The organism is Methylobacterium sp. NPDC097929 (genome assembly GCF_049543375.1).
Classification (GTDB): Bacteria; Pseudomonadota; Alphaproteobacteria; order Rhizobiales; family Beijerinckiaceae; genus Methylobacterium.
Window position 1 is genome coordinate 15208 of record NZ_JBMVEP010000002.1, and the last position, 20288, is coordinate 35495.

18 protein-coding genes and 1 tRNA gene are annotated in these 20288 nt (G+C 69.2%); 4 read left to right on the forward strand and 15 right to left on the reverse strand.

All coding sequences use genetic code 11. The features are described from left to right. The first annotated feature begins 417 nt into the window (after positions 1-417). Positions 418-1251: a hypothetical protein gene (locus ACPCJR_RS08140; RefSeq protein ID WP_391511677.1), complete on the forward strand. Its 834-nt coding sequence runs from the start codon at positions 418-420 to the stop codon at positions 1249-1251. A 28-nt stretch (positions 1252-1279) separates the two neighbouring features. Here the strand turns inward: ACPCJR_RS08140 and ACPCJR_RS08145 are convergent, their stop codons facing one another. The 11 genes from ACPCJR_RS08145 to recQ all read right to left on the reverse strand — a co-directional run bounded on the left by ACPCJR_RS08145 (position 1280) and on the right by recQ (position 13841). Then, positions 1280-1465 (reverse strand): hypothetical protein, encoded by a 186-nt coding sequence (locus ACPCJR_RS08145; RefSeq protein ID WP_391511678.1) that lies wholly within the window; start codon positions 1463-1465, stop codon positions 1280-1282. A gap of 200 nt (positions 1466-1665) precedes the next feature. After that, complete coding sequence (locus ACPCJR_RS08150) at positions 1666-2565, reverse strand: SMP-30/gluconolactonase/LRE family protein (RefSeq protein WP_391511679.1); 900 nt, start codon at positions 2563-2565, stop codon at positions 1666-1668. Between the two features lie 208 nt (positions 2566-2773). Then, on the reverse strand, positions 2774-3676 hold the full coding sequence (locus ACPCJR_RS08155) for an NAD(P)/FAD-dependent oxidoreductase (protein ID WP_391511680.1): 903 nt from the start codon (positions 3674-3676) through the stop codon (positions 2774-2776). 75 nt (positions 3677-3751) lie between these two features. Beyond that, a complete protein-coding gene (grxD, locus tag ACPCJR_RS08160) occupies positions 3752-4087 on the reverse strand; it encodes a Grx4 family monothiol glutaredoxin (RefSeq protein WP_391511681.1) in 336 nt (111 codons plus the stop codon). Positions 4088-4127: 40 nt separating this feature from the next. Further along, positions 4128-4634, reverse strand: coding sequence for a DUF29 family protein (locus tag ACPCJR_RS08165; protein WP_391511682.1), 507 nt, complete (start codon positions 4632-4634; stop codon positions 4128-4130). A gap of 31 nt (positions 4635-4665) precedes the next feature. After that, entirely contained in the window at positions 4666-4902 is a 237-nt protein-coding gene (locus ACPCJR_RS08170; RefSeq protein WP_110353517.1) for a BolA family protein, read from the reverse strand. A gap of 27 nt (positions 4903-4929) precedes the next feature. Further along, entirely contained in the window at positions 4930-7155 is a 2226-nt protein-coding gene (gene purL / locus ACPCJR_RS08175) for a phosphoribosylformylglycinamidine synthase subunit PurL (RefSeq protein WP_391511683.1), read from the reverse strand. A gap of 138 nt (positions 7156-7293) precedes the next feature. Beyond that, complete coding sequence (locus tag ACPCJR_RS08180) at positions 7294-8520, reverse strand: hydrolase (RefSeq protein WP_391511684.1); 1227 nt, start codon at positions 8518-8520, stop codon at positions 7294-7296. Between the two features lie 143 nt (positions 8521-8663). Further along, the gene (locus ACPCJR_RS08185; protein ID WP_391511685.1) at positions 8664-10847 is read right to left on the reverse strand and encodes an ATP-dependent RecD-like DNA helicase; all 2184 of its coding nucleotides are present in this window, start codon (positions 10845-10847) and stop codon (positions 8664-8666) included. A gap of 106 nt (positions 10848-10953) precedes the next feature. Beyond that, positions 10954-11640 (reverse strand): trna delta -isopentenylpyrophosphate transferase, encoded by a 687-nt coding sequence (locus ACPCJR_RS08190; protein WP_391511686.1) that lies wholly within the window; start codon positions 11638-11640, stop codon positions 10954-10956. A 344-nt stretch (positions 11641-11984) separates the two neighbouring features. Continuing rightward, positions 11985-13841, reverse strand: a complete 1857-nt coding sequence (recQ, locus tag ACPCJR_RS08195; RefSeq protein ID WP_391511687.1) for a DNA helicase RecQ — start codon at positions 13839-13841, stop codon at positions 11985-11987. Positions 13842-13938: 97 nt separating this feature from the next. On the opposite strand from recQ, the gene ACPCJR_RS08200 reads away from it, so the two are divergent. Beyond that, on the forward strand, positions 13939-14175 hold the full coding sequence (locus tag ACPCJR_RS08200; protein WP_391511688.1) for a type II toxin-antitoxin system VapB family antitoxin: 237 nt from the start codon (positions 13939-13941) through the stop codon (positions 14173-14175). After that, a complete protein-coding gene (locus ACPCJR_RS08205) occupies positions 14175-14579 on the forward strand; it encodes a type II toxin-antitoxin system VapC family toxin (RefSeq protein WP_391511689.1) in 405 nt (134 codons plus the stop codon). Before ACPCJR_RS08200 ends, ACPCJR_RS08205 begins: the two co-directional genes overlap by 1 nt. A gap of 3 nt (positions 14580-14582) precedes the next feature. Here ACPCJR_RS08205 and recF read toward each other — a convergent pair whose 3' ends face one another. The 4 genes from recF to rpsT all read right to left on the reverse strand — a co-directional run bounded on the left by recF (position 14583) and on the right by rpsT (position 19803). Then, complete coding sequence (gene recF / locus ACPCJR_RS08210; protein WP_391511690.1) at positions 14583-15737, reverse strand: DNA replication/repair protein RecF; 1155 nt, start codon at positions 15735-15737, stop codon at positions 14583-14585. A 95-nt stretch (positions 15738-15832) separates the two neighbouring features. Beyond that, a complete protein-coding gene (dnaN, locus tag ACPCJR_RS08215) occupies positions 15833-16954 on the reverse strand; it encodes a DNA polymerase III subunit beta (protein WP_110353509.1) in 1122 nt (373 codons plus the stop codon). Positions 16955-17204: 250 nt separating this feature from the next. Beyond that, a complete protein-coding gene (gene dnaA / locus ACPCJR_RS08220; protein ID WP_391511691.1) occupies positions 17205-18710 on the reverse strand; it encodes a chromosomal replication initiator protein DnaA in 1506 nt (501 codons plus the stop codon). Between the two features lie 826 nt (positions 18711-19536). Further along, positions 19537-19803 carry a 30S ribosomal protein S20 gene (gene rpsT, locus ACPCJR_RS08225; RefSeq protein ID WP_110353507.1) on the reverse strand — a complete coding sequence of 89 codons (267 nt, stop codon included), beginning with the start codon at positions 19801-19803 and terminating at the stop codon, positions 19537-19539. A gap of 285 nt (positions 19804-20088) precedes the next feature. Between rpsT and ACPCJR_RS08230 the strand changes: the two genes are divergently transcribed. Then, positions 20089-20163: transfer RNA gene (locus tag ACPCJR_RS08230), tRNA-Thr, on the forward strand. Positions 20164-20288 lie beyond the last annotated feature (125 nt).

The following is a 20288-nucleotide window of genomic DNA, read 5'->3' on the forward strand; positions in this document are numbered from 1 at the left end:
CGCGACGTGTCCGGATGGTACCGAGCCCTGGATTGCCTTCGCTGAGCCTCGCAAGGACGAGGGAAGAGACCGAAGCGATCAACCGGAAATCGTATCAGGCCGCGGCCTCGGCTCTGCGGCGCACCGTCTTGCGCCTCGCATGATCCGTCGATCGCGCGCCGAAACTTCGATCGGTGAAGCGGCAGGATGGCGACGGTAACCTTTCAGTAAACAAGCATCCTTAACAAAGTCCGAGCGTGCCCGGCGAAGCTTTCCCGAGCCGAGGCGACCGCCTTCCGAGGCGGCCCGCTTTCGGATGTCGGCGAGATGGACCTGCTCGGGCCGCCGGTGCGACCGGCGGAAAGCGGCCCGTGCCGCCGCGCCGTCGAACCGCTCAACATTCGAGGTCTCACGGCCTCATCACCGGGAAGCCTGACCATGTCGGACACGGTCGAAACGGGCAAGGATGCGGCCTCGAAGGCCGCCGAGATGTTGAGGCAGGTCGTCGGTGGCGCCGCGCCGTCCAAGCCTGCCGCCGCGCCTGCCTCGTCTGCGACCCTTCCGGCGAAGGCCGCGAGCCGGAGGATTCCCTTCGGCGCGACGACGCGGCTGGTCGGTACGAGCGCTGCGGCCCTCGCCTTCGGTCTCGCCCTCGGCCTGATGGCGGCACCGGGGCAACGGTCGGATGGCACGGCGGACGCGCTTCGCGCCGGTCTGGAAGCCGGGCGGACCGAGACCGCGCGTCTGGCCCAAGAGATCGACCGCCTGACCCGCACGGTGGCGGGCCTGCGCGAGGCCGGCGAGGCCGCCCGCAGCGAGGTCAAAACGCTCCATGTCGGCCTGTCGGATCGGATCGCCCGCACGGAGCAGACCGTTGAGCGTCGCCTGACGACGGTCACCGAGACCGTGAGCCGGGCCGAGCGCGACCACGGCGAGCGCATCGCCGCCCTGATCGGACAAGTGGAGAAGAAGGTACAGACGGTGGCCGCCGCGGCTCCGACGAAGGTGGAGCCCAAGCCGGAAGTCCGTGCGCCCGAGCCGACCCAGACCGGAAGCCTGCCGGACAAGCCGAAGACGGAAACGCTCGAAGGCTGGGCGCTGCGGGATGTCTATGACGGCGTGGCGATCCTCGAGGACCGTCGCCGCCGCCTCGTCGAGGTCGGGCGCGGGGACGCGGTTCCGGGCGTCGGGCGGGTCGAGGCGATCGAGCGTCGGGGCCGTCAGTGGGTCGTCGTGACGCGACAGGGCGTCATCACGCCCCAGGCTTGGTGAGACGGAGCAGGGTCTTGTCAGGCGCGGCTCAATTGACCGAGGTGATCTCGGTGGGCTTGAGCGAGCGAGGCTTGTTGGGAAATGCCGGCGCAGCCGCTTCCGGCAGCATCGTCGCCCGCTCGATCCGCAAACGGCCGCGCTCGCGCGCCGCGTCACGGGCGGAGGGGGTTGCGTGGAGGATCACGGCGAGCAGCGCGTCGCCGTCGTCCTGCACCGGAAGATTCTTCCCATCGAAGACTGGCATGACCCGCTCCGGCCCGTTCGCAGGGACTTGCGGTTTCTGAGCGAAAGCTCGACCGTTCCAAGAAAATCGGCATAGCGGGGATAAGTTCCGCCGTCCACACGATTTTAACCGCCCATTTATCTTTGCATTGCGGCAGCTTTCGCCGCGGTGCGAAGACGCACTTCAATGCGTTAATAGTTACCTTCATGAAAAAGAGGTAGATCCAGCCTCCTTGTGGGCAGTCCGCGAAACTCCGTCTCAACTTGGTAGAGATGGCCGGCCATCGGGTCGATCGTAGGGTTGCGACCGCGCAGACAGGTCGTGATGTAGAGGGTCGAGAGGTCGGGACCGCCGAAGGCGCATTTGGTCACGAGGGCGGTCGGCATCGGCAGGATGTGTTCGGGCTCTCCGTCGGGCGTGAACCGGGTGACGCGCCCGGCCCCGTAATGGCAGATCCAAAGATGGCCCTCGGCGTCGAGGGTGAGGCCGTCGGGCTTGCCCCACCCCTCCTCGAACCGGATGAGGGGCTGCGGCTCACCGATCCGGTCGCCATCGAGATCGTGGACCCGCACGATGCTCTGCGCCGTATCGATCGTGTAGAGACGCGCGCCATCCGGACTGAGGACCGGACCGTTGGTGACCGCCGCGCGCCCCCCGAAGCGCTCGAGCCGCGTCCCGTCCCAGCGGAAGAAGCTTCCGGTCGCCTCCTCTTCCGCATCGTCCATGCTGCCGAAGTAAAGCCGGCCGTCCGGCCCGGCATTGCCGCTGTTGAGGCGGTCGCCGGCCCGGTGGTCGTCCGGACGGACGAGGGGCGTGCGCACACCGTCCGACAGCAGGAGCAGCGCGACGCCGGTCTGGAAGCCCGCGACCACCCGGTCGGGATCGGGCGTCGGCACGGCGAAGCCGATCTTCTCGTCGAGCGGCAGGCGGACGGTTTCGTTGCGGTCAGGCCAGTGGCGCCAGACCGCCGGATTCTCGATGTCGACCCAGAGCAGCGAGCCGTCGCGCTCGTCCCACACGACCTCTTCGCCGAGAGCGCAGCCGCAGGCGACGGTGACGCGCGGCGTGTGCGGATGGACGGTCGGGGTCATCGGGTCTCCGGATCGGTGGGAGGGCTAGAGCCGTATCCGACCTGATTGCATCAGGCCGGCGGCTCTAACTCTTTGTGTTTCGGCGCATTCTCACGACGAACCGGTTTCCACTTCGTCGGAATGCGCTCTAACGCCGTGGTCTTCAACCGCGTGACCCGAGGCGTGGGTCCCGCTCGCGGGCGCGTCGGACCGGTGGGCGCGGCGCGCTCTATCGCGTGGCTTCGGCGACGAATTCGGCGTTGATGGCGAAGGCCGCCATCGCGCCCTCGGCGGCGGCGACCACGGCGAACTGCACCCGCCGCGAGGCATCGCCCGCCACGTAGAGACCCGGTACGTTGGTCTTCTCGTACTCGCGCGTCGGCACGACGCTGCGCGTCTCGTCGAGTTCGCAGCCGAGCTGCCCGATGAGCGGGGAGGGGGCGCAGGCGAACGGCATCAGGAACAGAGCCGTGCAGGGCGTGTCGGTGCCGTCGCGAAAGCGCAGCCGGGTCGGGCGGGCGCCGTCCCCATCGAGCCGGTCGACCTTCGCCTCGATCACGCGCACGCCGTTGCGGACGAGGCGGTCGCGGTCCTTGTCCGAGAGACCCTCGTCCTCGCCATCCGTGCAGAGGACGACGTCGCGGCTCCAGCCGGTCAGTTCGAGGGCCAATCCGCAGCCGCCATGCCCGCGTCCGTAGACGACGAGCGAACGGTCGCAGACCTCGAAGCCGTCGCAATAGGGGCAGGAATGCACGCCCGTGCCCCAGTAGGTGTCGAAGCCCTCGATCCGGGGGATTTCCTGGGACAGCCCGGTGGCGAGGATCAGGCGGCGCGCGCGCTCCTCGCGCCCGTCGTCGAGCCGCACCGCGAAGCCGTCATCGAGCCGGCGCGCCTGCGTGACCGCGATCTCGCGGCACTCCACGGTCTCGTAGCGGGCGAGGTCGGCATGGCCCTGGGCGCGCAGATCGAAGGGCGGCGTGCCGTCGCGGGTGAATAGGCCCCAGGTGCGCGGGGTGGCCGCGTTGCGGGGCCGGCCCGCGTCGCAGAGCAGGACGCTGCGTCGGGCGCGGCCGAGGATCAGGGCGGCGTTGAGCCCGGCCGGGCCGCCGCCCACGATGATGACGTCGTGCATATCAAAGTCCCGACCGCATTGCCGGGACAAGCACGATGAGGCGGAAAGGGTTTCCGCGAAAAGGGCCGAGGCGCCTCAGGCTGCGCTTTTGACCGGGATGCCCTTCTCGGAGAGGAACTGTTGCAGCTCACCCGACTGGAACATCTCGCGGGCAATATCGCAACCGCCGACGAACTCGCCCTTCACGTAGATCTGCGGGATGGTCGGCCAGTTGGAGAAGGCCTTGATGCCATCACGCACCGCCATGTCGTCGAGCACGTTCACGCCCTTGAACGGCACGCCGAGGTAGTTGAGGATCTGGACGACCTGACCCGAGAAACCGCACATCGGAAATTGCGGCGTTCCCTTCATGAAGACGACCACGTCCTGCGAGTCGATCTGGTTCTTGATGGTGGTGTTGACGTCGGTCATCGTGAGGGTCCTCGGCTTTCGTTCGTGGATGTTGGAAAAGTCAGGGATGTCCGGCGGATTTCAAGGCCGCCGCCTTGGCGATCCGCAGGACGGCCGCGTCGGCATCGAAAGAAACCGCCAGCAGTTCGTCGGGCGTCAGGGGACAATCGGGGGGTAGATTCGGCAGCAGCGTATCATCGTAGAGTTTGAGGTCGCTTCCTGCGAGCTCGAGGCCGAGCCGCCAGACCCTCTGCCCATCGATCCGTTGGCGCATGGAGCGTACGTAACGGGCCTGCGCAGCGACTTGGAAGGCTGCGATCTCGCGCCGCCACTGCAGGTTCGGGGGCGCGTCGGGTGCGGAGGCGCGCTTGAGGAGATGTGCCAGCAGCTGGATCAGGAGCCTCTCGACCGCGTGGATCTGCGACCGGCCCACGCTCTCGATCTCCTCGGCGACGTTCTCCCAATCGACCGCGTTCGACAGGTCGCTCCGGGCCGCGAGCGCGCGCAGCGCCGCCGGCTCCTCGGCCCAGGTCACGATGTCGTCGTCGTAGAGGCTCGGCCGGTCCATCGGCGACCTGCTTGGCGCGGGTTGAAGACGACTAATCCTGCGGGACGCCCGTGGTCAGCGCAAGGGCGTGGAGCACGCCCCCCATCCGCCCCTGGAGCGCGCCGTAGACCATCTGGTGCTGGGCGACGCGCGTCTTCCCCTTGAAGGCGGAGGAAATCACGGTGGCGGCGTAGTGGTCGCCGTCGCCGGCCAGATCCTTGATCTCGACCGTGGCGTCGGGCAGCGCCTCGCGGATCATCGACTCGATCTCGCGTGCATCCATCGGCATGGGAAAACTCCGCTCGTCCTTGAAGGGTCAGGCCGCCGGAGCGGCGGGCTGGCTCGCCATGTAGGCCGGGAACCACGCCTCGTGGGCCGCCTTGAGCTCGGCCACGGCAATGGTCTCCTCGCCGGGCAGCACGAGGCTGTCGCCGCCGACGATGCCGACGGTGGCGGCGTCGATCCCTTGCGCCGAGGCGCTGTAGAGGAGGTCGGAGGCGGCCTCCGCCGGGATCGCGATGAGGTAGCGGCCCTGGTCCTCGCCGAACAGGTAGGCGTGGGCCGGCAGGTCGCCCACCACCGCGGGCAGGGCCGCGCCGAGGCCGCCGGCCATGGCCATCTCGGCGAGCGCCACGGCGAGTCCGCCGTCGGAGAGGTCGTGCACCGTGTCGGCGATGCCGGCCACGATCAGGCTGCGCACGAAATCGCCGTTGCGCCGCTCGGTGGCGAGATCGACCGGCGGCGGCGCGCCCTCCTCGCGGCCGGCGATCTCGGCCAGATAGAGCGACTGGCCGAGCCAGCCCTCGCTGCGCCCGATCAGCACCAGCACGTCACCCTCGCGCTTGAGCGAGAGGGTCGCGTGGCGCTCGACATCGTCGAGCACGCCGACGCCGCCGATGGTCGGGGTCGGCAGGATGCCGATGCCGTTGGTCTCGTTGTAGAGCGAGACGTTGCCGGAGACGACGGGGAAGTCGAGGGCGAGGCAGGCCTCGCCGATGCCCTTCAGGCAGCCCACGAGTTGGCCCATCACCTCGGGCTTCTCGGGATTGCCGAAATTGAGGTTGTCGGTGATGGCGAGTGGCCGTCCGCCGACGGCGGTGATGTTGCGCCACGCCTCGGCTACCGCCTGCCGCCCGCCCTCGACCGGATCGGCCTCGCAGTAGCGCGGGGTCACGTCGGTGGAGATGGCAAGGCCCTTCGGTCCATCCTCGATCCGCACGATGGCGGCATCGCCGCCGGGCTTTTGCACGGTGTTGCCGAGAATGAAGTGGTCGTACTGCTCGTAGACCCAGCGCTTGGAGGCGAGTTCGGGCGAGCCGATCAGGCGCTTGAGCGCCTCCGCGTTGGGTACGCCCGCCTCGACGCTCGCGGCGGCGATCACGGGCTGATGCGTGTTGGCGATGTGCGGCCGGTCGTAGAGCGGCGCCTCGTCGCCGAGTTCCTTGATCGGCAGGTCGGCGACGGTCTCGCCATTGTGCTTGATGACGAAGCGAAGCGTGTCGGTGGTGTGGCCGATGACGGCGAAGTCGAGGCCCCACTTCACGAAGATGGCCTGCGCCTCGGCCTCCATGCCGGGCTTGAGCACCATGAGCATGCGCTCCTGGCTCTCCGAGAGCATCATCTCGTAGGGGGTCATGCCCTCTTCGCGGGTCGGCACCTTTTCCAGATGCAGCTCCACGCCGAGATCGCCCTTGGCGCCCATCTCCACCGCCGAACAGGTCAGCCCGGCCGCGCCCATGTCCTGGATCGCGATGACGGCGCCGGACGCCATTAGCTCCAGGCAGGCCTCCAGCAGCAGCTTCTCGGCGAAGGGATCGCCGACCTGCACGGTCGGGCGCTTGGACTCGCTGGCCTCGTCGAACTCGGCGGACGCCATGGTGGCGCCGTGGATGCCGTCGCGGCCGGTCTTCGAGCCGAGATAGACGATCGGATTCCCGACGCCCGTGGCCGCTGCGTAGAAGATCGCGTCGGCGCGGGCGAGGCCCACCGCCATGGCGTTGACGAGGATGTTGCCGTCGTAGCGCCGATGGAAGCCGACGAGGCCGCCGACGGTGGGCACGCCGAAGGAATTGCCGTAGCCGCCCACGCCCGCGACCACGCCCGAGACGAGGTGGCGGGTGCGGGGATGATCGGGCGAGCCGAAGCGCAGCGCATTCAGGGCGGCGATGGGCCGGGCGCCCATCGTGAAGACATCCCGAAGAATGCCGCCGACGCCGGTCGCCGCGCCCTGATAGGGCTCGATGAAGCTCGGGTGGTTGTGGCTCTCCATCTTGAAGACGCAGGCCAGCCCGTCGCCGATATCGATGACGCCCGCATTCTCGCCCGGCCCCTGGATCACCCACGGCGCCGAGGTCGGCAGGCCGCGCAGGTGCTTGCGCGAGGACTTGTAGGAGCAGTGCTCGTTCCACATCGCCGAGACGATGCCGAGCTCGGTCAGCGTCGGTTCGCGGCCGACCAGAGCGCGGAAGCGCTCGTACTCGTCCGGCGTCAAGCCGTGCTGGCGCACCAGCTCGGGTGTGATCGGAACATCGTTGCGAAACATCCGAAGCCCTGTCCCAAACCTTCGCCGCAACGCCCTCACGCCGGAATCCGGCCCGAGAACCGCGGGTCATGCCGCCCGCCGCGACGCATACAGACTTTGCGCTCCGCTCTAGTGCGGATCAGCACCGGCTGCAAAGGGTCAGCGCGGCACCGCCTCCGACAGCGCCGCGTCCGGATCGGGTTTTCCCTCGCCAATCGTGCCGGCGGCCGGACGCGCGGCCCGGCAGCGTTCCACCGCGGCGTGGACGGGTTCGGGCCCGGCAACGAAGGCCGCGTAATCGAAGGCTCGTGCGTCCCGGCTCGACATCAGGAGCTGGAAGTGCATGCGGAACAGGTTCCACTGGCGCCGCGCGACGAGGGCCGGTTCGATCAGGTCCTCGATCACCACGCGCATCACGGCGAAGCGCCCGGGGGGCGGGGCCGGCAGGCCCGAGGCGCTGACGGGATCGCGCAGGTGGATCGAGAGCCAGTCCCAGGGCGCGCGGATATCGAGCCAGCCGATGGCGGTCTCGCGGCCGATCCGGGCGAGCGCTTCCCGCGCGGCCTTCGCCCGCGGATCGAGGGTGATCCAGGGAATGACGCTGCCCAGGGTCACCAGGGTCACGGGCGTATCCCGGCGCCCGAAGTCCGGATCGGTCTCGAGGATGCGGTCGAGCGCTTCGAGGGCGAGGAAGCTCGACGAGGAATGGCCGATCACCACGATCTCGGAGGCGGTCGCTTCCGCGGCGCGGATGCGCTCGGTCCAGGGGCCGAGGCGCGCGCGCATCGCGGTCTCGCGGCCCGAGGCGTGGTCGTGGGTGAAGGCGGTGTCGTCGACGAGATGGGCGACGTAGAGCGGCTTTCCGCGCGTCACGCGCGTCAGCAGGCTCAGGATGCCGTAGCCGAGGACCGGGACCAGTGCCGCGCCGACCAGGGCGGGGAGGCCAGCGAGCGGCGTCAGCACGACGAGCGCCGTAGCCGCGGCGAGGCTGAGGAGGACGAAGGCGAGGTAGAACTGATGGACGCTGACGATGACCCGGTAGAAGCGCCGCGCCTCGCGCCGGAAGGCCTTGAGGTAGCCCGAGCGCCAGAGCCGCCACCAGAGCGGCGGCAATTCCGCGAGCCGTCGCAGGTTCGAGCGGGGGAAGCGGGCGCGGACGATGTCGTCCCAGCGCAGCAGGCTGTAGCGCACGTGGGTGGTGCGGCCGTCGGCCTCGCTCCGCACGTCCCAGTCGAGGCTGATGCCGTCGGCGGAGCGGACCGGTTCCGAGACCTCGATGGCCATCCCGCGGCGCCCCGACGTGATGCGGCTCTCGCGGCGGAACAGGCCCCAATAGGTTTCCGGCTCACGGGGATCGAAGCCCGGCAGGTAGAAGACCTGCCGCACCTTTCGGCTGTGATCGGGCTCGGAAATGGCGGACCGCCCTGCTCGCTCTCGGGTCGGGCGAGCGTGACGGCGCGCCCGTTCACCCGCTGCCTACACGATGGCGCGGGCCCGCGGCGAGGGCAAACGCGTGACACTCGTCGGCTTCAACCCGCTTCGAGCCATTCCTTGAGCTTGGTCCAGCGCCGGCGCGAGGCGCCTTCGCGGATCGCCATGCCGATCGCCCGACGCTGGCCGACCAGCACCACGAGGCGTCGCCCGCGGGTGACGCCGGTATAGAGCAGGTTGCGCGCGAGCATGGTCCGGTGCTGCGTCACCACCGGGATGACCACGGCCGGGTATTCCGAGCCCTGCGCCTTGTGGATCGTCGTGGCGAAGGCCGGCACCAGCGTGTCGAGTTCGTTGAAGGGGTAGACCACGGCGCGCCCGTCGAAATCGACCACCAGCGCTTCCTCCTCCGCGTCGATGGCGCTCACGGTGCCGAGATCGCCGTTGAACACGTCGCGGTCGTAGTCGTTGCGGGTCTCCATCACCCGATCTCCCGGGGCGAAACGCCAGCCGAAGCGCTCGACCTCGGCGGGCGGGGCCGGGTTCAGCACCCGCTGCAGGGCGTGGTTGAGGTTGCGGCTGCCGAGGGAGCCGCGGATCATCGGCGTCAGCACCTGGATGTCGCGGGCGGGATCGAGGCCGAAGCGACGGGGTATCCGGCGGGTGACGAGTTCGATCAGACATGCGACGCCCTCTTCGGGATCGTCGATCTCGACGAGGTAGAAGTCGCTGGCCTCGCCCTTGGCGGGCGAGAGCGGCATCCGCCCGGTGTTGATGCTGTGGGCGTTGACGACGATCCGGCTCTGCGCCGCCTGCCGAAAGATCTCGGTGAGGCGCGCCACGGGGATGCGGCCCGACGCGATCGCGTCGGCGAGAACCTGTCCGGGTCCGACGGAGGGGAGCTGATCGACATCGCCGACGAGGATCAGGCCGGCGCGCTCCGGCACCGCCTTCAGGAGGGCGTGCATCAGCGGCACGTCGACCATCGAGGTCTCGTCGATGACGAGGAGATCGCAATCGAGCGGGTTGTCCTCGCCGCGTTGGAAGCCATTGGTGCGCGGGTCGATCTCCAAGAGGCGGTGGATGGTGCGCGCCTCCAATCCCGTCTGCTCGGCCATGCGCTTGGCCGCCCGCCCCGTGGGAGCCGCGAGCAGAACCCGCACGCCCTTGGCGGTGAGGATGCGCAGGATCGCGTCGAGCGTGCTCGTTTTGCCGACGCCCGGCCCGCCGGTCAGCACGCAGAGTTTGGCGGACAGGGCCAGCCGCACGGCCTCGGCCTGGGACTCGGACAGGGCCTTGCCGGTCCTCGCCTCGACCCAGGGGCGGGCGAGGGCGAAGTCGATCGCCGGCCAGGGCGGCGCCCCGGCGGCGCGCTCCGACAGCCGCATCGCGATGGCCCGCTCGGACCCGTGCAGCCCCTTGAGGAACAGGCAGGGCTCGCCGCGCAGGCTGTCAGCGACCACCTCTCGGCCCTCACGCAGAACCAGCGCCGCAGCGACCCGGACGAGATCGGAACCGACCTCGAGAAGATCGGCGGCGAGGCTGACCAACCGCTCGACGGGAAGCCCGCAATGGCCCTCGTCCATCGCTGTCTGGAGGGCGTAGGAGATGCCTGCGGCGAGACGCTGCGGCGCGTCGCGGGTAAGCCCGAGGCGCAGCGCGATGGCGTCGGCCGTGCGGAAGCCGATGCCGCGGATGTCGCGGGCGAGCCGGTAGGGGTCCTCGGCCATGACCTTGAGCGCGTCCGCGCCGTAGGTGCGGAAGATCCGGGTCGCGCGAGCCGTGCCGACGCCGTGCGCGTGCAGGAAGATCATGATCTCCCGCACCGCCTTCTGCTCGGCCCAGCCCTTGACGATGCGGGCCGCACGCGTCCGGCCGATGCCTTCCACCTCGGTCAGGCGGGCAGGCTCGGCCTCGATGATCTCGAACACCGCCTCGCCGAAGGCCGCGACGATGCGTTTGGCCATCATCGGGCCGATGCCGCGCATCTGGCCGGAGGCGAGGTAGCGCTCGATACCCTCCACACCGGTCGGCGGCGTGACCTGAAGGGTCTCGGCCCGGAACTGCAGCCCGTGCTCGCGATCCGTGGTCCAGCGGCCGGAGGCCGTCAGCCACTCGCCCGCCGCGATGGCGGGGGCGTGGCCCACCACCGGCACGAGGTCGCGGCGACCGCGGGCATGGACCTTGAGCACGCAGAAGCCGGTCTCGGCGCTGTGGAACGTCACCCGCTCGACCGAGCCGGCCAGCACGTCGAGGCCGGGAGGCCGGACCGGCGCGTTCATGGGCTCATCCCGTCATGGTTTCGAAAGGTCGAGACCTTTCGCGGGACCAGGGCGGAGCCCTGGAGAACGCCGGGCCTCGGCCGAAGGGTTCCCCCTCCGGATCCCGTTACGCGGCCCGGCTGCCGCGGCCGGCCTTCTTGGCTGGGGGCCAGCCCAGGGCCCGCAGGCGGGCCTTGGCGTAGTCGCGGACCTCCTCGCGGGTGCCGTTCGGCATTGCGTTGAGGATGCCCTGCGTGCGCTCGTCGAGCATCAGGTCGGTGACCGCGTTGATCGATTCCGCCTCGTCGATCAAGCGCTTGAGGTCGGCTTCCTGCTCCGTCACCTCGTCGAAGGCCGGCGGCGCATCGAAATCCTCGTCCACGGCGCGGATCGCCATGGACTGGTTCTGGCGGAACTCGTCCGCCTCCTCCTCGGAATAGACGAGGCCATGCAGCTCGATCAACTTGAGGATGACCCGGTCCTTGGCCCGCTTCTCGGCCATGGCGTAGACATAGGCGGCCTGACGGCCGGAGACGCGGTAGTTCACGTTCACCAGCGCCTCGCCGATCGACCACTCGACCCGTTCCTCACCGGCCTTCTCGCCGGGCATGCGGCCGGTGACGAGGAGCACGGCCTCGTCCCGCTCGCTGCGTAGGAGAGTCGGGGTATCGAAGCGGATCTTGGTGTGGGCGGCGATCCGCTCCAGGGTCTTGTGGTAGATCACGGCCGTGCCCTGCACGCGCCAGACGTTGCCCGCGAAGGGCTCGCCGTAGCGCACGAGGATGTCGGCGATCTGCTTGTCGGCGGTTCTCATGGTGCGTCCCTGGTTGGGGCGAGGCCCGTGAGCGATGGGCGCTGCGGCAGCGCTTGTTCCTGTTATGTTCTGCTGTGGATAATATGTGGATAACTTCAGCCTGCACACCGCGCTGAGCTGCGGCAAGCGGTCGCTGGCGTCTCTCCCCGCAGCCGCGAGGAAAGCATCGAATCCGCGGAGCCGGTTTCACCCTCAAGGAACCATTCGCCGGCCGGAAGAGCCCTTCCGTGTCGGGCCGACGGCCCACGCGCTGTTAGGATCAGCTACTCACGCTTCACGCCAAGCTCTACGCGGCGGATTACTGACCCTCGTTCCGCAACGTCTTCGAAACGGCGACGGCGTCCCTAACCCGGGGCGCCGCGCCCGCCGACGGTATCACTCAGAAACTCGCGGATCGCGTCGGTGAAGCGCTCACCGTAGGCCTCGCGCTTGCGCTCGCCGACGCCGTGGACCGTGCGCAGGGCCCAGAGATCGACGGGCTTGGCCCGCGCCATCTCGATGAGCGTCCGGTCGGGGAAGACCATGAAGGCGGCGATGCCCTCGCCCCGGGCGATGGTGGCGCGCAGGCCGCGCAGGTGCTGGAACAGCGCCTCGTCGGCCTCGCTGAGCGCGGTCTCGTCGTCGCGGGCCGCCGTGCGGCGGCTCTTCGGTTCGGCCTTCTTCGGCTCCGGGTCGGGGCGCACCTGCACCGTCTCGCGGCCGAACAGGATCGCCTCGCCCTTCTCGGTCATGACGAGGCCGCCATAGCCGTCGGTGTTCTCGGCCACCGCCCCGGCGGCGAAGAGCTGGCGCAACAGGGCGCGCCAGGCGGCCACCGGCTTGTCGGCGCCGACGCCGAAGGTCTTGAGCGCGGCATGCCCGTTGCGGCGGATCGGCTCGCTCTCCTTGCCGTGCACCACGTCGCAGACATAGGCGGCGCCGAAGCGCTGGCCCGTGCGCACGATCGCCGAGAGCAGCTTCTGCGCCGCGACCGTGCCGTCGATGAGGGAGACGCCGCCGCGGCAAAGATCGCAGCGGCCGCAGGGCGCGCTGGTCTCGCCGAAATAGCTCAGCAGCGACTGGCGGCGGCAGGCCGCGCCCTCGCAGAGCGCGATCATCGCCTCGAGCTTGCGCCGCTCGACCCGGCGGCGCTCTTCCGAGATCTCCTTCTCGTCGATCTGGCGGCGGCGGAGCGCCATGTCGTCGAGGCCGTATAGCGTCAGCGTGTCCGAGGGCAGCCCGTCGCGGCCGGCGCGACCGATCTCCTGGTAGTAGCCCTCGATGTTGGTCGGCATGTCGGCGTGGCAGACGTAGCGCACGTCGGGCTTGTTGATGCCCATGCCGAAGGCGATGGTTGCGGTCATCACCACGCCGTCCTCCTGCAGGAAGGTGTCCTGGTTCCGCGCCCGCGTGCCCTGGTCGAGCCCGGCATGGTAGGGCAGGGCGTTGAAGCCGTCCCCCTTCAGCGTGTCGGCGAGCTGCTCCACGCGCTTCCTCGACGAGCAGTAGATGATGCCGCTCTCCGAGCGCCGGTTGCGCAGGAAGCGCTCCAGCTGGCGCGTCGGGTTGTCCTTGGGCTGGAAGGTCAGCCGGATGTTGGGCCGGTCGAAGGAGTGGACGAAGGTTTTCGGAGAGCGCACGGCGGGAAACAGCCGCTCGGCGATCTCGGCGCGGGTCGCGGCATCCGCCGTCGCCGTCAGCGCCAGCGTCTGCACGTTGCCGAGCGCCTCGCGGGCGCGGGCGATCTCGCGGTATTCCGGCCGGAAATCGTGCCCCCATTGCGAGACGCAATGCGCCTCGTCCACGGCGAGCCGGCGCACGCCCGCCCCGCGCAGGGCTTCCATGCAGCCGTCCATGAGCAGGCGCTCGGGCGAGACGAAGAGCAGGCGCAGCTCGCCCGAGCGGATCTTGCGCCACGTCTCGCGCGAGGCCGTCTCCGCCACCGTCGAGTTGAGGGTCGCGGCCTCAATGCCGAAGGCGTGCATCTGCTGCACCTGATCGTGCATCAAGGCGATGAGCGGCGAGACCACCACGGTCAGCCCGGCATCGACCAGGGCGGGCAGCTGGTAGGTCATCGACTTGCCCGAGCCCGTCGGCATCACCGCGAACACGTCCGCCCCGTCGAGGACGGCGCCGATCACCTCGTCCTGCCCGGGGCGGAAATCGTCGTAGCCGAAGGTTTTTTTCAGCGCGGCACGGGCCTCGTCGAGGCGAGAGGACATGAGAACTCGGATAGGCTCGTAGAAGTTGCAGAAGCGGGTCGCTTGAAGCCAAGCGGGGCAGCGCCTACCCTAGCGCAGTGAAGCGAGGCATGCAGCTATGTCCCTGACGATCGAGAGCGACGAAGTCGATCGGCTTGCCGAACGGCTGGCCGCGGCGGCTCGTGTCGATAAGGTGGAGGCGGTGCGTATGGCACTAACCAACGAACTGCAACGGCGCGAAGCGTCGCTGACGCTGGCGGAGCGTATCAAGCCACTTCAGGATCGCATCGACCGCTATCCGTCGACGGGTCTCGCGGCCGACAAGGCATTCTACGACAGCTTGAACGACGAGTGATGTTCGTCGATGCATCAGCCCTTGTCGCCATCCTGACGAGTGAGCGCGAGTACGCAGCCCTTACCGAGCGGGTCGAAGGCTCCGATCGGGCGATCACATCCGCGCTCGCGATCTTCGAGACGGTTGCGGCCGTGTGCCGAAAGCGGTCCGTCGCCGTCGAGATTGCGGAGCGGGATGTTCTTGAATTTCTGCGAGCAGCATCGATCGAGATCGTGCCGATCGGCTCCGACGAAGGACGTGCGGCGCTGACCGCCTTCGCGCGCTTCGGAAAAGGGCAAGGCCATCCGGCGCAGCTGAACATGGGCGATTGCTTCGCCTATGCCTGCGCCCGGACGCACGCGGTTCCGCTCCTCTTCGTCGGCAACGACTTCCCGCAGACCGACATCGCCGCCGCGCTGGCCTGATCCTCAGGTCCCGGCCGGTACGATCCGGCCCTCGGCCACCTGCACGATGTCCGCACGACCCTCAAGCTCCAAGAACAGGGCCGGGTCCGCACCCGTCATCCAGACCTGGCCCTCCAACGCTTCGAGCGCGTCGAACAGCCCGCCGCGCCGCCGCGGATCGAGATGGGCCGCGACCTCGTCGAGAAGGATGAGGGGCGTCAGCCCGCTCATCGCCCGCACGAGGCGGGCATGGGCGAGGACGAGGCCGATCAGCAGAGCCTTCTGCTCGCCGGTGGAAGCAGTCGCCGCCGGCACGTCCTTGGGGCCGTGGCGCACGACGAGGTCGGTGGTCTGCGGCCCGATCAGGGTGCGCCCCGCCGCACGGTCGCGGTGGCGGCCCTGCGCCAGGGCCCGGCGGAAGCGGTCCTCCGCCTCGAGCGCCGGCCAGACCGCGACGAGATCGTCGAGGTCGCCCTCCAGCTGCAGCGAAGCCCAGGGGAAGGGCGCCGCGTCGTCCCGCCCCTCCGCGATCAGCCGGTCGAGCCGCTCCACCGTCTCGCGCCGGGCCAGAGCCACGGCAACCCCGAGCTCGGCCACCTCGTGCTCCACCGCATCGAGCCAGCGGGCATCGTCCGGGCGCTCGTCGAGAAGCCGGTTGCGCGAGCGCAAGGCCCGCTCCATGGCCGAGACGCGGGCACCGTGCGCGGCATCGACGGCGAGCACGAGCCGGTCGAGGAAGCGGCGGCGGTCGCCGGCCGCGCCGCGGAACAGCCCGTCGAGATCCGGCGTCAGCCAGACGATCCGCAGGAATTCCGCAAAGGCGACGGGGGAGGGGGCGCTCGCCCCATCGATGCGGCAGACCCGCGTGCCGCGCCCGTCATAACCGGGCGGTTCGTACCCGGTCCCTAGCCGGTGCTCGGCCTCGGCCGCCTCCAGCGTCGCCGAGACGGCGAAACCGCCGGGACCATTCACGCGCGCCATCGTCGCCAGATCGGCCCGCCGCAGGCCGCGGCCCGGGCAGAACAGCGAGATCGCCTCCAGAAGGTTGGTCTTGCCCGCGCCGTTCTCGCCGACCAGGGCCACGAAGCGGCGCGTCGTGGCGAGATCGAGGTCGAGGTGGTTGCGAAAGTCGCGCGCGATCAGGCGGGTGAGGCGGGCGCCGCCCGGCAGCGTGTCCATCCGGGCGGTATATCCGATCCGACCGACATCGGAAGCGGCCTCATCCGCCGCGCCGGGGCCGCAGGCTCGGATTCACCGTCGACGCGGCGCTGGCCTTACACGCGCATCGGCATCAGCACGTAGAGCGCGGGCGCTCCGTCCCGGTCCTGGATCAGCGTGGGCGAGCCGGGATCGGCGAGCTTGAACAGGGCGGTGTCGCCCTGAAGCTGGGCGGTGATGTCGAGGAGGTAACGGGCGTTGAAGCCGATATCGAGGGCGGAGGCCTCGTAATCGACATCGAGTTCCTCGGTCGCCGAACCGGCATCCGGGTTGGTGACGGAAAGGGCAAGCCGCCCCTCGCTCACGGCGAGCTTCACGGCCCGGCCGCGCTCCGACGAGATGGTCGAGACGCGGTCCACGGCCCGGGCGAAGGCGTCGCGCTCCACCGTCAGGCGCTTGTCGTTGCCGGTCGGAATCACGCGCTGGTAATCGGGGAAGGTGCCGTCGATGAGCTTCGAGATCAGGGTCACGCCGCCCGCGAAGGTGAGGCGGATCTTGGCCGGCGAGATCTCGACCTGCACGCTCTCGCCGCCGTCATCGACGAGCTTCTGAATCTCGGCCACGGCCTTGCGGGGCACGATGATGCCGGGCATGCCGCGGCTGCCCTCCGGCGCCGTCGTCTCGACCCGGGCGAGCCGGTGCCCATCGGTGGCCACGGCCCGCAGCTTCAGCTCGCCTTCCGCCTCGACGGTGTGGAGATAGATGCCGTTGAGGTAGTAGCGCGTCTCTTCCGTCGAGATGGCGAACTGCGTCTTCTCGATGAGCTGCTTCAGTTCGGCGGCGGGGATCGCGAAGGCGTGCGGCAGTTCGCCCGCGGCCAAGTCGGGGAAATCCCCCTCGGGCAGGGCACCGAGGGCGAAGCGCGAGCGCCCGGAGCGGATCGTCATCTGCCCGGTCTCGCCCGAGGTCTCCAGCGAGACCTGCGCCCCGTCCGGCAACTTGCGCACGATGTCGTAGATGACGTGGGCGGGCACGGTGGTGGCGCCGGCATCGATCACGTCCGCCGGCACCGTCTCGGTGACCTCGATGTCGAGATCGGTCGCCTTGAGCTGGAGTCCGTTCTCGCCCGTGCGCAGCAGGACGTTCGAGAGGATCGGAATCGTGTTGCGCCGCTCCACGACCCGGTGCACGTGGCCGAGCGATCTCAGGAGGGCCGCACGCTCGACTGTGACTCTCATCGAAAAACCCGCCGTCTCTTCAAACACTGGCCCGCCCTCGGCCCGGCCCGAGGCTTCAAGCGGTGAGGGGCTGCACAGCTTGGCGAAGCGCCCCGGCGAAGGCAAGGGTCCTGGGGACGCCGTCCCGCCTCCACACAGCCGCACATCCTCCGATTGCACCCGTGCGAACGGATTGGAGGCATGATGGTCCGACCGGCCCCGGCGTGTCGCCGGGGCCGGAACCCGTCGCGATCCCGGCGCGCCGTTCCGGTCAATCCTGGAGCATGCGCTTCAGCAGCTCGACCTCGTCGCCGAGCACCGCATCCTCGCCGATCTGCTTCTCGATCTTGCGCACCGCGTGCAGCACGGTGGTGTGATCGCGTCCGCCGAAGCGGCGGCCGATCTCGGGAAGGGAGCGCAGGGTCAACACCTTCGACAGATACATCGCGATCTGGCGGGGCTTCACCACGGCGGCGGTGCGGCGCTCGGAGAGGATGTCCGAGCGGGAGACGTTGTAGCGGGAGGCCACCAGCTTCTGGATGTCCTCGATCTTCACCCGCTTGGGCTCGCGGTTCTTCACGAGATCGCGGATGGCGGTCTCGGCGGTCTCCACCGTCACCGGTGCGCCGGTCAGCGTGGCATGCGCCAGCAGCCGGTTCACCGCGCCTTCGAGATCGCGTCCGTTGGCGGTGATCGCCCGGGCGACGTAGGCGGAGACCGCGGGCGAAACCTCGAAGTTCGGGTGGCTCTGGCGCACGGCATCGAGCCGGGCGGAGAGGATCGAGGCGCGCAGGCCCTCGTCGAGGCCGCCGATCTCCACGACGAGTCCGCCGGCCAGCCGCGAGCGCACCCGCTCGTCGAGGGTTTCGAGTTCCGCCGGGGGCCGGTCCGAGGCGACGACCACCTGACGGCCCGAATCGATCAGCGCGTTGAGGGTGTGGCCGAACTCCGTCTGGATCGACTTGCCCTGGATGAACTGCACGTCGTCGAGGATCAGCAGGTCGATCGCGCGCAGGCGCTCCTTGAAGGCCAGCGCGCTCTGCGTCTTCAGCGCGTTGACGAAGCCGTACATGAAGCGGTCGGCGGTGAGGTAGATCACCCGGCGGCCGGCCTCGCGGGCGGCGTGGCCCGCGGCGTGGAGCAGGTGCGTCTTGCCCAGGCCGACGCCGGCATGAACGTAGAGCGGGTTGTAGAGCGAGCCCTCGCCATCGTTGCGGGCAATGCGCTCGGCCGCCGCGTGGGCCAGGGCGTTCGAGCGGCCGACGACGAAGCTCGTGAAGGTGAGCCGGGCATCGAGCGGCGCACCGTTGAGATCGACCGCGGCCGAGTCGCCGCGCACCGCGGCGATCTCGGTCTCGACCATCGGGCCGGGCCCCTGCAGGGCCGCGGCCGTCGCCGTGGCGTGGAGACGGGTGAGCGGGCCGCTGGTCGGATTTGCCTTGGCCGGTGAGCCGGCGGCGGGCCGGACCGGGGCGGAGGGGCCGCGCACGCCGACTTCGATGCGGCTCACGCTCTCGGCCTCGGCGCGGAACGTCGTCAGCACCCGGTCGAGATAGTGCGACTCGATCCAGCTCTTGAGGAATCGCGTCGGCACGGTAAGCCGGGCGACGCCGCTGGTCACGTCCTCCAGTTCCAGGCGGGCGAACCAGCTCGCGAACACGTCTTCGCCGAGCTCCGCCCGCAGTCGCCGCTTCACCCGCGTCCAAGCAGCGGGAAAGTCGTTGCCCCCCCTGCCGTTTCCGCCATCGCCGTCCGCCATGCTGCCGTCGAGGTGCATCACCGTGTCTCCTCGCATCCCGGACCGGCGGACCGGAGGGGATGCGTACGCATACGCCACACGAGTGGAGGTGCCGCCCGACGTGAGGTGCCTCACAGAGCCCCGGCTTGCCCGGAGCCCTCCCGGGGACCGCGACGGTCCGGCGGGAGGCTTGTGAGAGACGCTCGGGACGGTTCCCCCGAAATGGACTCGACGCTGTCAAGGGCAGCGCCGCCGGCCATCGCTAAAGATGGCTGTGTATCAACAATCCTCTATCGTTCTCCTAACAGCGGGACGATCGGGGAAAACATCTTCGTGCGGTGCGCGTCGCGCCTGTGGGAGGAGAGAGTCGAGGCCGGGCCCGCAACTTGGGGAAGACTCGTGCTGTCTCGCCGTTCAACTTGCGGCACCGCGAGAGCCGCAAGGTTTTGTTAAGCTACACGCTGGGCTCAGGCGCGCGCAACGCTGAACACTCGGCGGATGGTTAACGAAGCGTTCGTGGGGGCGGTGCAAGCCGCGATTCGGGATAACCGATCGGGATCTGTGGAGAAGCGCGCGAGGCCGGTGCACAACGTCGGCTCGAGAAGGCGACCGGCCCGGCATCACCCAGGACGCCGACGAGGCAGCGTCGGGGCGAGGGCGGTCCGTGGCCGGGGGTCGAGCGGGAGACGTGGAGCCGGACAGGCCAACCGATCCCGGACGCAAGCGCCTCGCTGGCGCTGTCGACGGACGGGGCCGGCGCATGAAAAAAGCCCGGCCTGCGTGAGGCCGGGCTTGATTCGAACTCTTTGATGAAGGCGCCTCTCGGCTGATGCCGTGTCCGGGTGTCGAGACGCGCCTCGTCGGATCAGGCGGCGATGGCCTTCACGCGGGCAGCGAGGCGGGAGACTTTCCGCGAGGCATTGTTCTTGTGAACGATGCCGTGCTGGGCAGCGCGCATGATCTCCGGCTCGGCAGCGCGGAGCGCCGAGAGAGCCACGCCCTGATCGCCGGAGGCGATGGCCTCCTCGACCTTGCGGACGAAGGTGCGCATCCGCGAACGGCGCGAGCGGTTGATCGCCGTGCGCTTGGCGATCTTACGGGTCATCTTCTTGGCCGACACGGTGTTGGCCATGGGGCATCCTCGTCTGGTCGTGGCGGCAACGAACCCAGCCCGGGACGATCCGGTGTCGGTCAGCGCAGCCTGATGATAAGCAAAGGCGAAACGGCCGGGCGCAGATCTGCGGCCCGACGTGGAGGCCGCTCTATAGCCGCGCCCCCCTGATCCGTCAACAAAACGTCACGGCGGCCCGCCAGCTCGGCCTTCCTGCATTTTGTTCGCCCCTGCGCCGTTGCCAAGCCGAAAGCGATCCGCTAATGCCCCCTCCAGTCCGGCGGCGGCACTGCCCCCCGACCCCGCGCTGCGGTAGCTCAGTGGTAGAGCACCTCATTGGTAATGAGGAGGTCGAGAGTTCAATCCTCTCTCGCAGCACCATTCTTCTTCCGTCTCCATACTGTCGTTCGTAGAGTGCTTTGAGGTTCATCTGAACCTGAGCGCGCTGATGCGTTCGCACCTTGACCCGTCTGCATCGCGACAAGACCTTTTCGCCCGCGGCGCGC

Coding starts and splice junctions, on each gene's coding strand:
- ACPCJR_RS08140 (WP_391511677.1), top strand. CDS start 418: ATGTCGGACACGGTCGAAACGGGCAAGGATGCGGCCTCGAAGGCCGCC.
- ACPCJR_RS08150 (WP_391511679.1), bottom strand. CDS start 2,565: ATGACCCCGACCGTCCATCCGCACACGCCGCGCGTCACCGTCGCCTGC.
- ACPCJR_RS08155 (WP_391511680.1), bottom strand. CDS start 3,676: ATGCACGACGTCATCATCGTGGGCGGCGGCCCGGCCGGGCTCAACGCC.
- grxD (WP_391511681.1), bottom strand. CDS start 4,087: ATGACCGACGTCAACACCACCATCAAGAACCAGATCGACTCGCAGGAC.
- ACPCJR_RS08165 (WP_391511682.1), bottom strand. CDS start 4,634: ATGGACCGGCCGAGCCTCTACGACGACGACATCGTGACCTGGGCCGAG.
- ACPCJR_RS08170 (WP_110353517.1), bottom strand. CDS start 4,902: ATGCCGATGGATGCACGCGAGATCGAGTCGATGATCCGCGAGGCGCTG.
- purL (WP_391511683.1), bottom strand. CDS start 7,155: ATGTTTCGCAACGATGTTCCGATCACACCCGAGCTGGTGCGCCAGCAC.
- ACPCJR_RS08185 (WP_391511685.1), bottom strand. CDS start 10,847: ATGAACGCGCCGGTCCGGCCTCCCGGCCTCGACGTGCTGGCCGGCTCG.
- ACPCJR_RS08190 (WP_391511686.1), bottom strand. CDS start 11,640: ATGAGAACCGCCGACAAGCAGATCGCCGACATCCTCGTGCGCTACGGC.
- recQ (WP_391511687.1), bottom strand. CDS start 13,841: ATGTCCTCTCGCCTCGACGAGGCCCGTGCCGCGCTGAAAAAAACCTTC.
- ACPCJR_RS08200 (WP_391511688.1), top strand. CDS start 13,939: ATGTCCCTGACGATCGAGAGCGACGAAGTCGATCGGCTTGCCGAACGG.
- ACPCJR_RS08205 (WP_391511689.1), top strand. CDS start 14,175: ATGTTCGTCGATGCATCAGCCCTTGTCGCCATCCTGACGAGTGAGCGC.
- recF (WP_391511690.1), bottom strand. CDS start 15,737: ATGGACACGCTGCCGGGCGGCGCCCGCCTCACCCGCCTGATCGCGCGC.
- dnaN (WP_110353509.1), bottom strand. CDS start 16,954: ATGAGAGTCACAGTCGAGCGTGCGGCCCTCCTGAGATCGCTCGGCCAC.
- dnaA (WP_391511691.1), bottom strand. CDS start 18,710: ATGCACCTCGACGGCAGCATGGCGGACGGCGATGGCGGAAACGGCAGG.
- rpsT (WP_110353507.1), bottom strand. CDS start 19,803: ATGGCCAACACCGTGTCGGCCAAGAAGATGACCCGTAAGATCGCCAAG.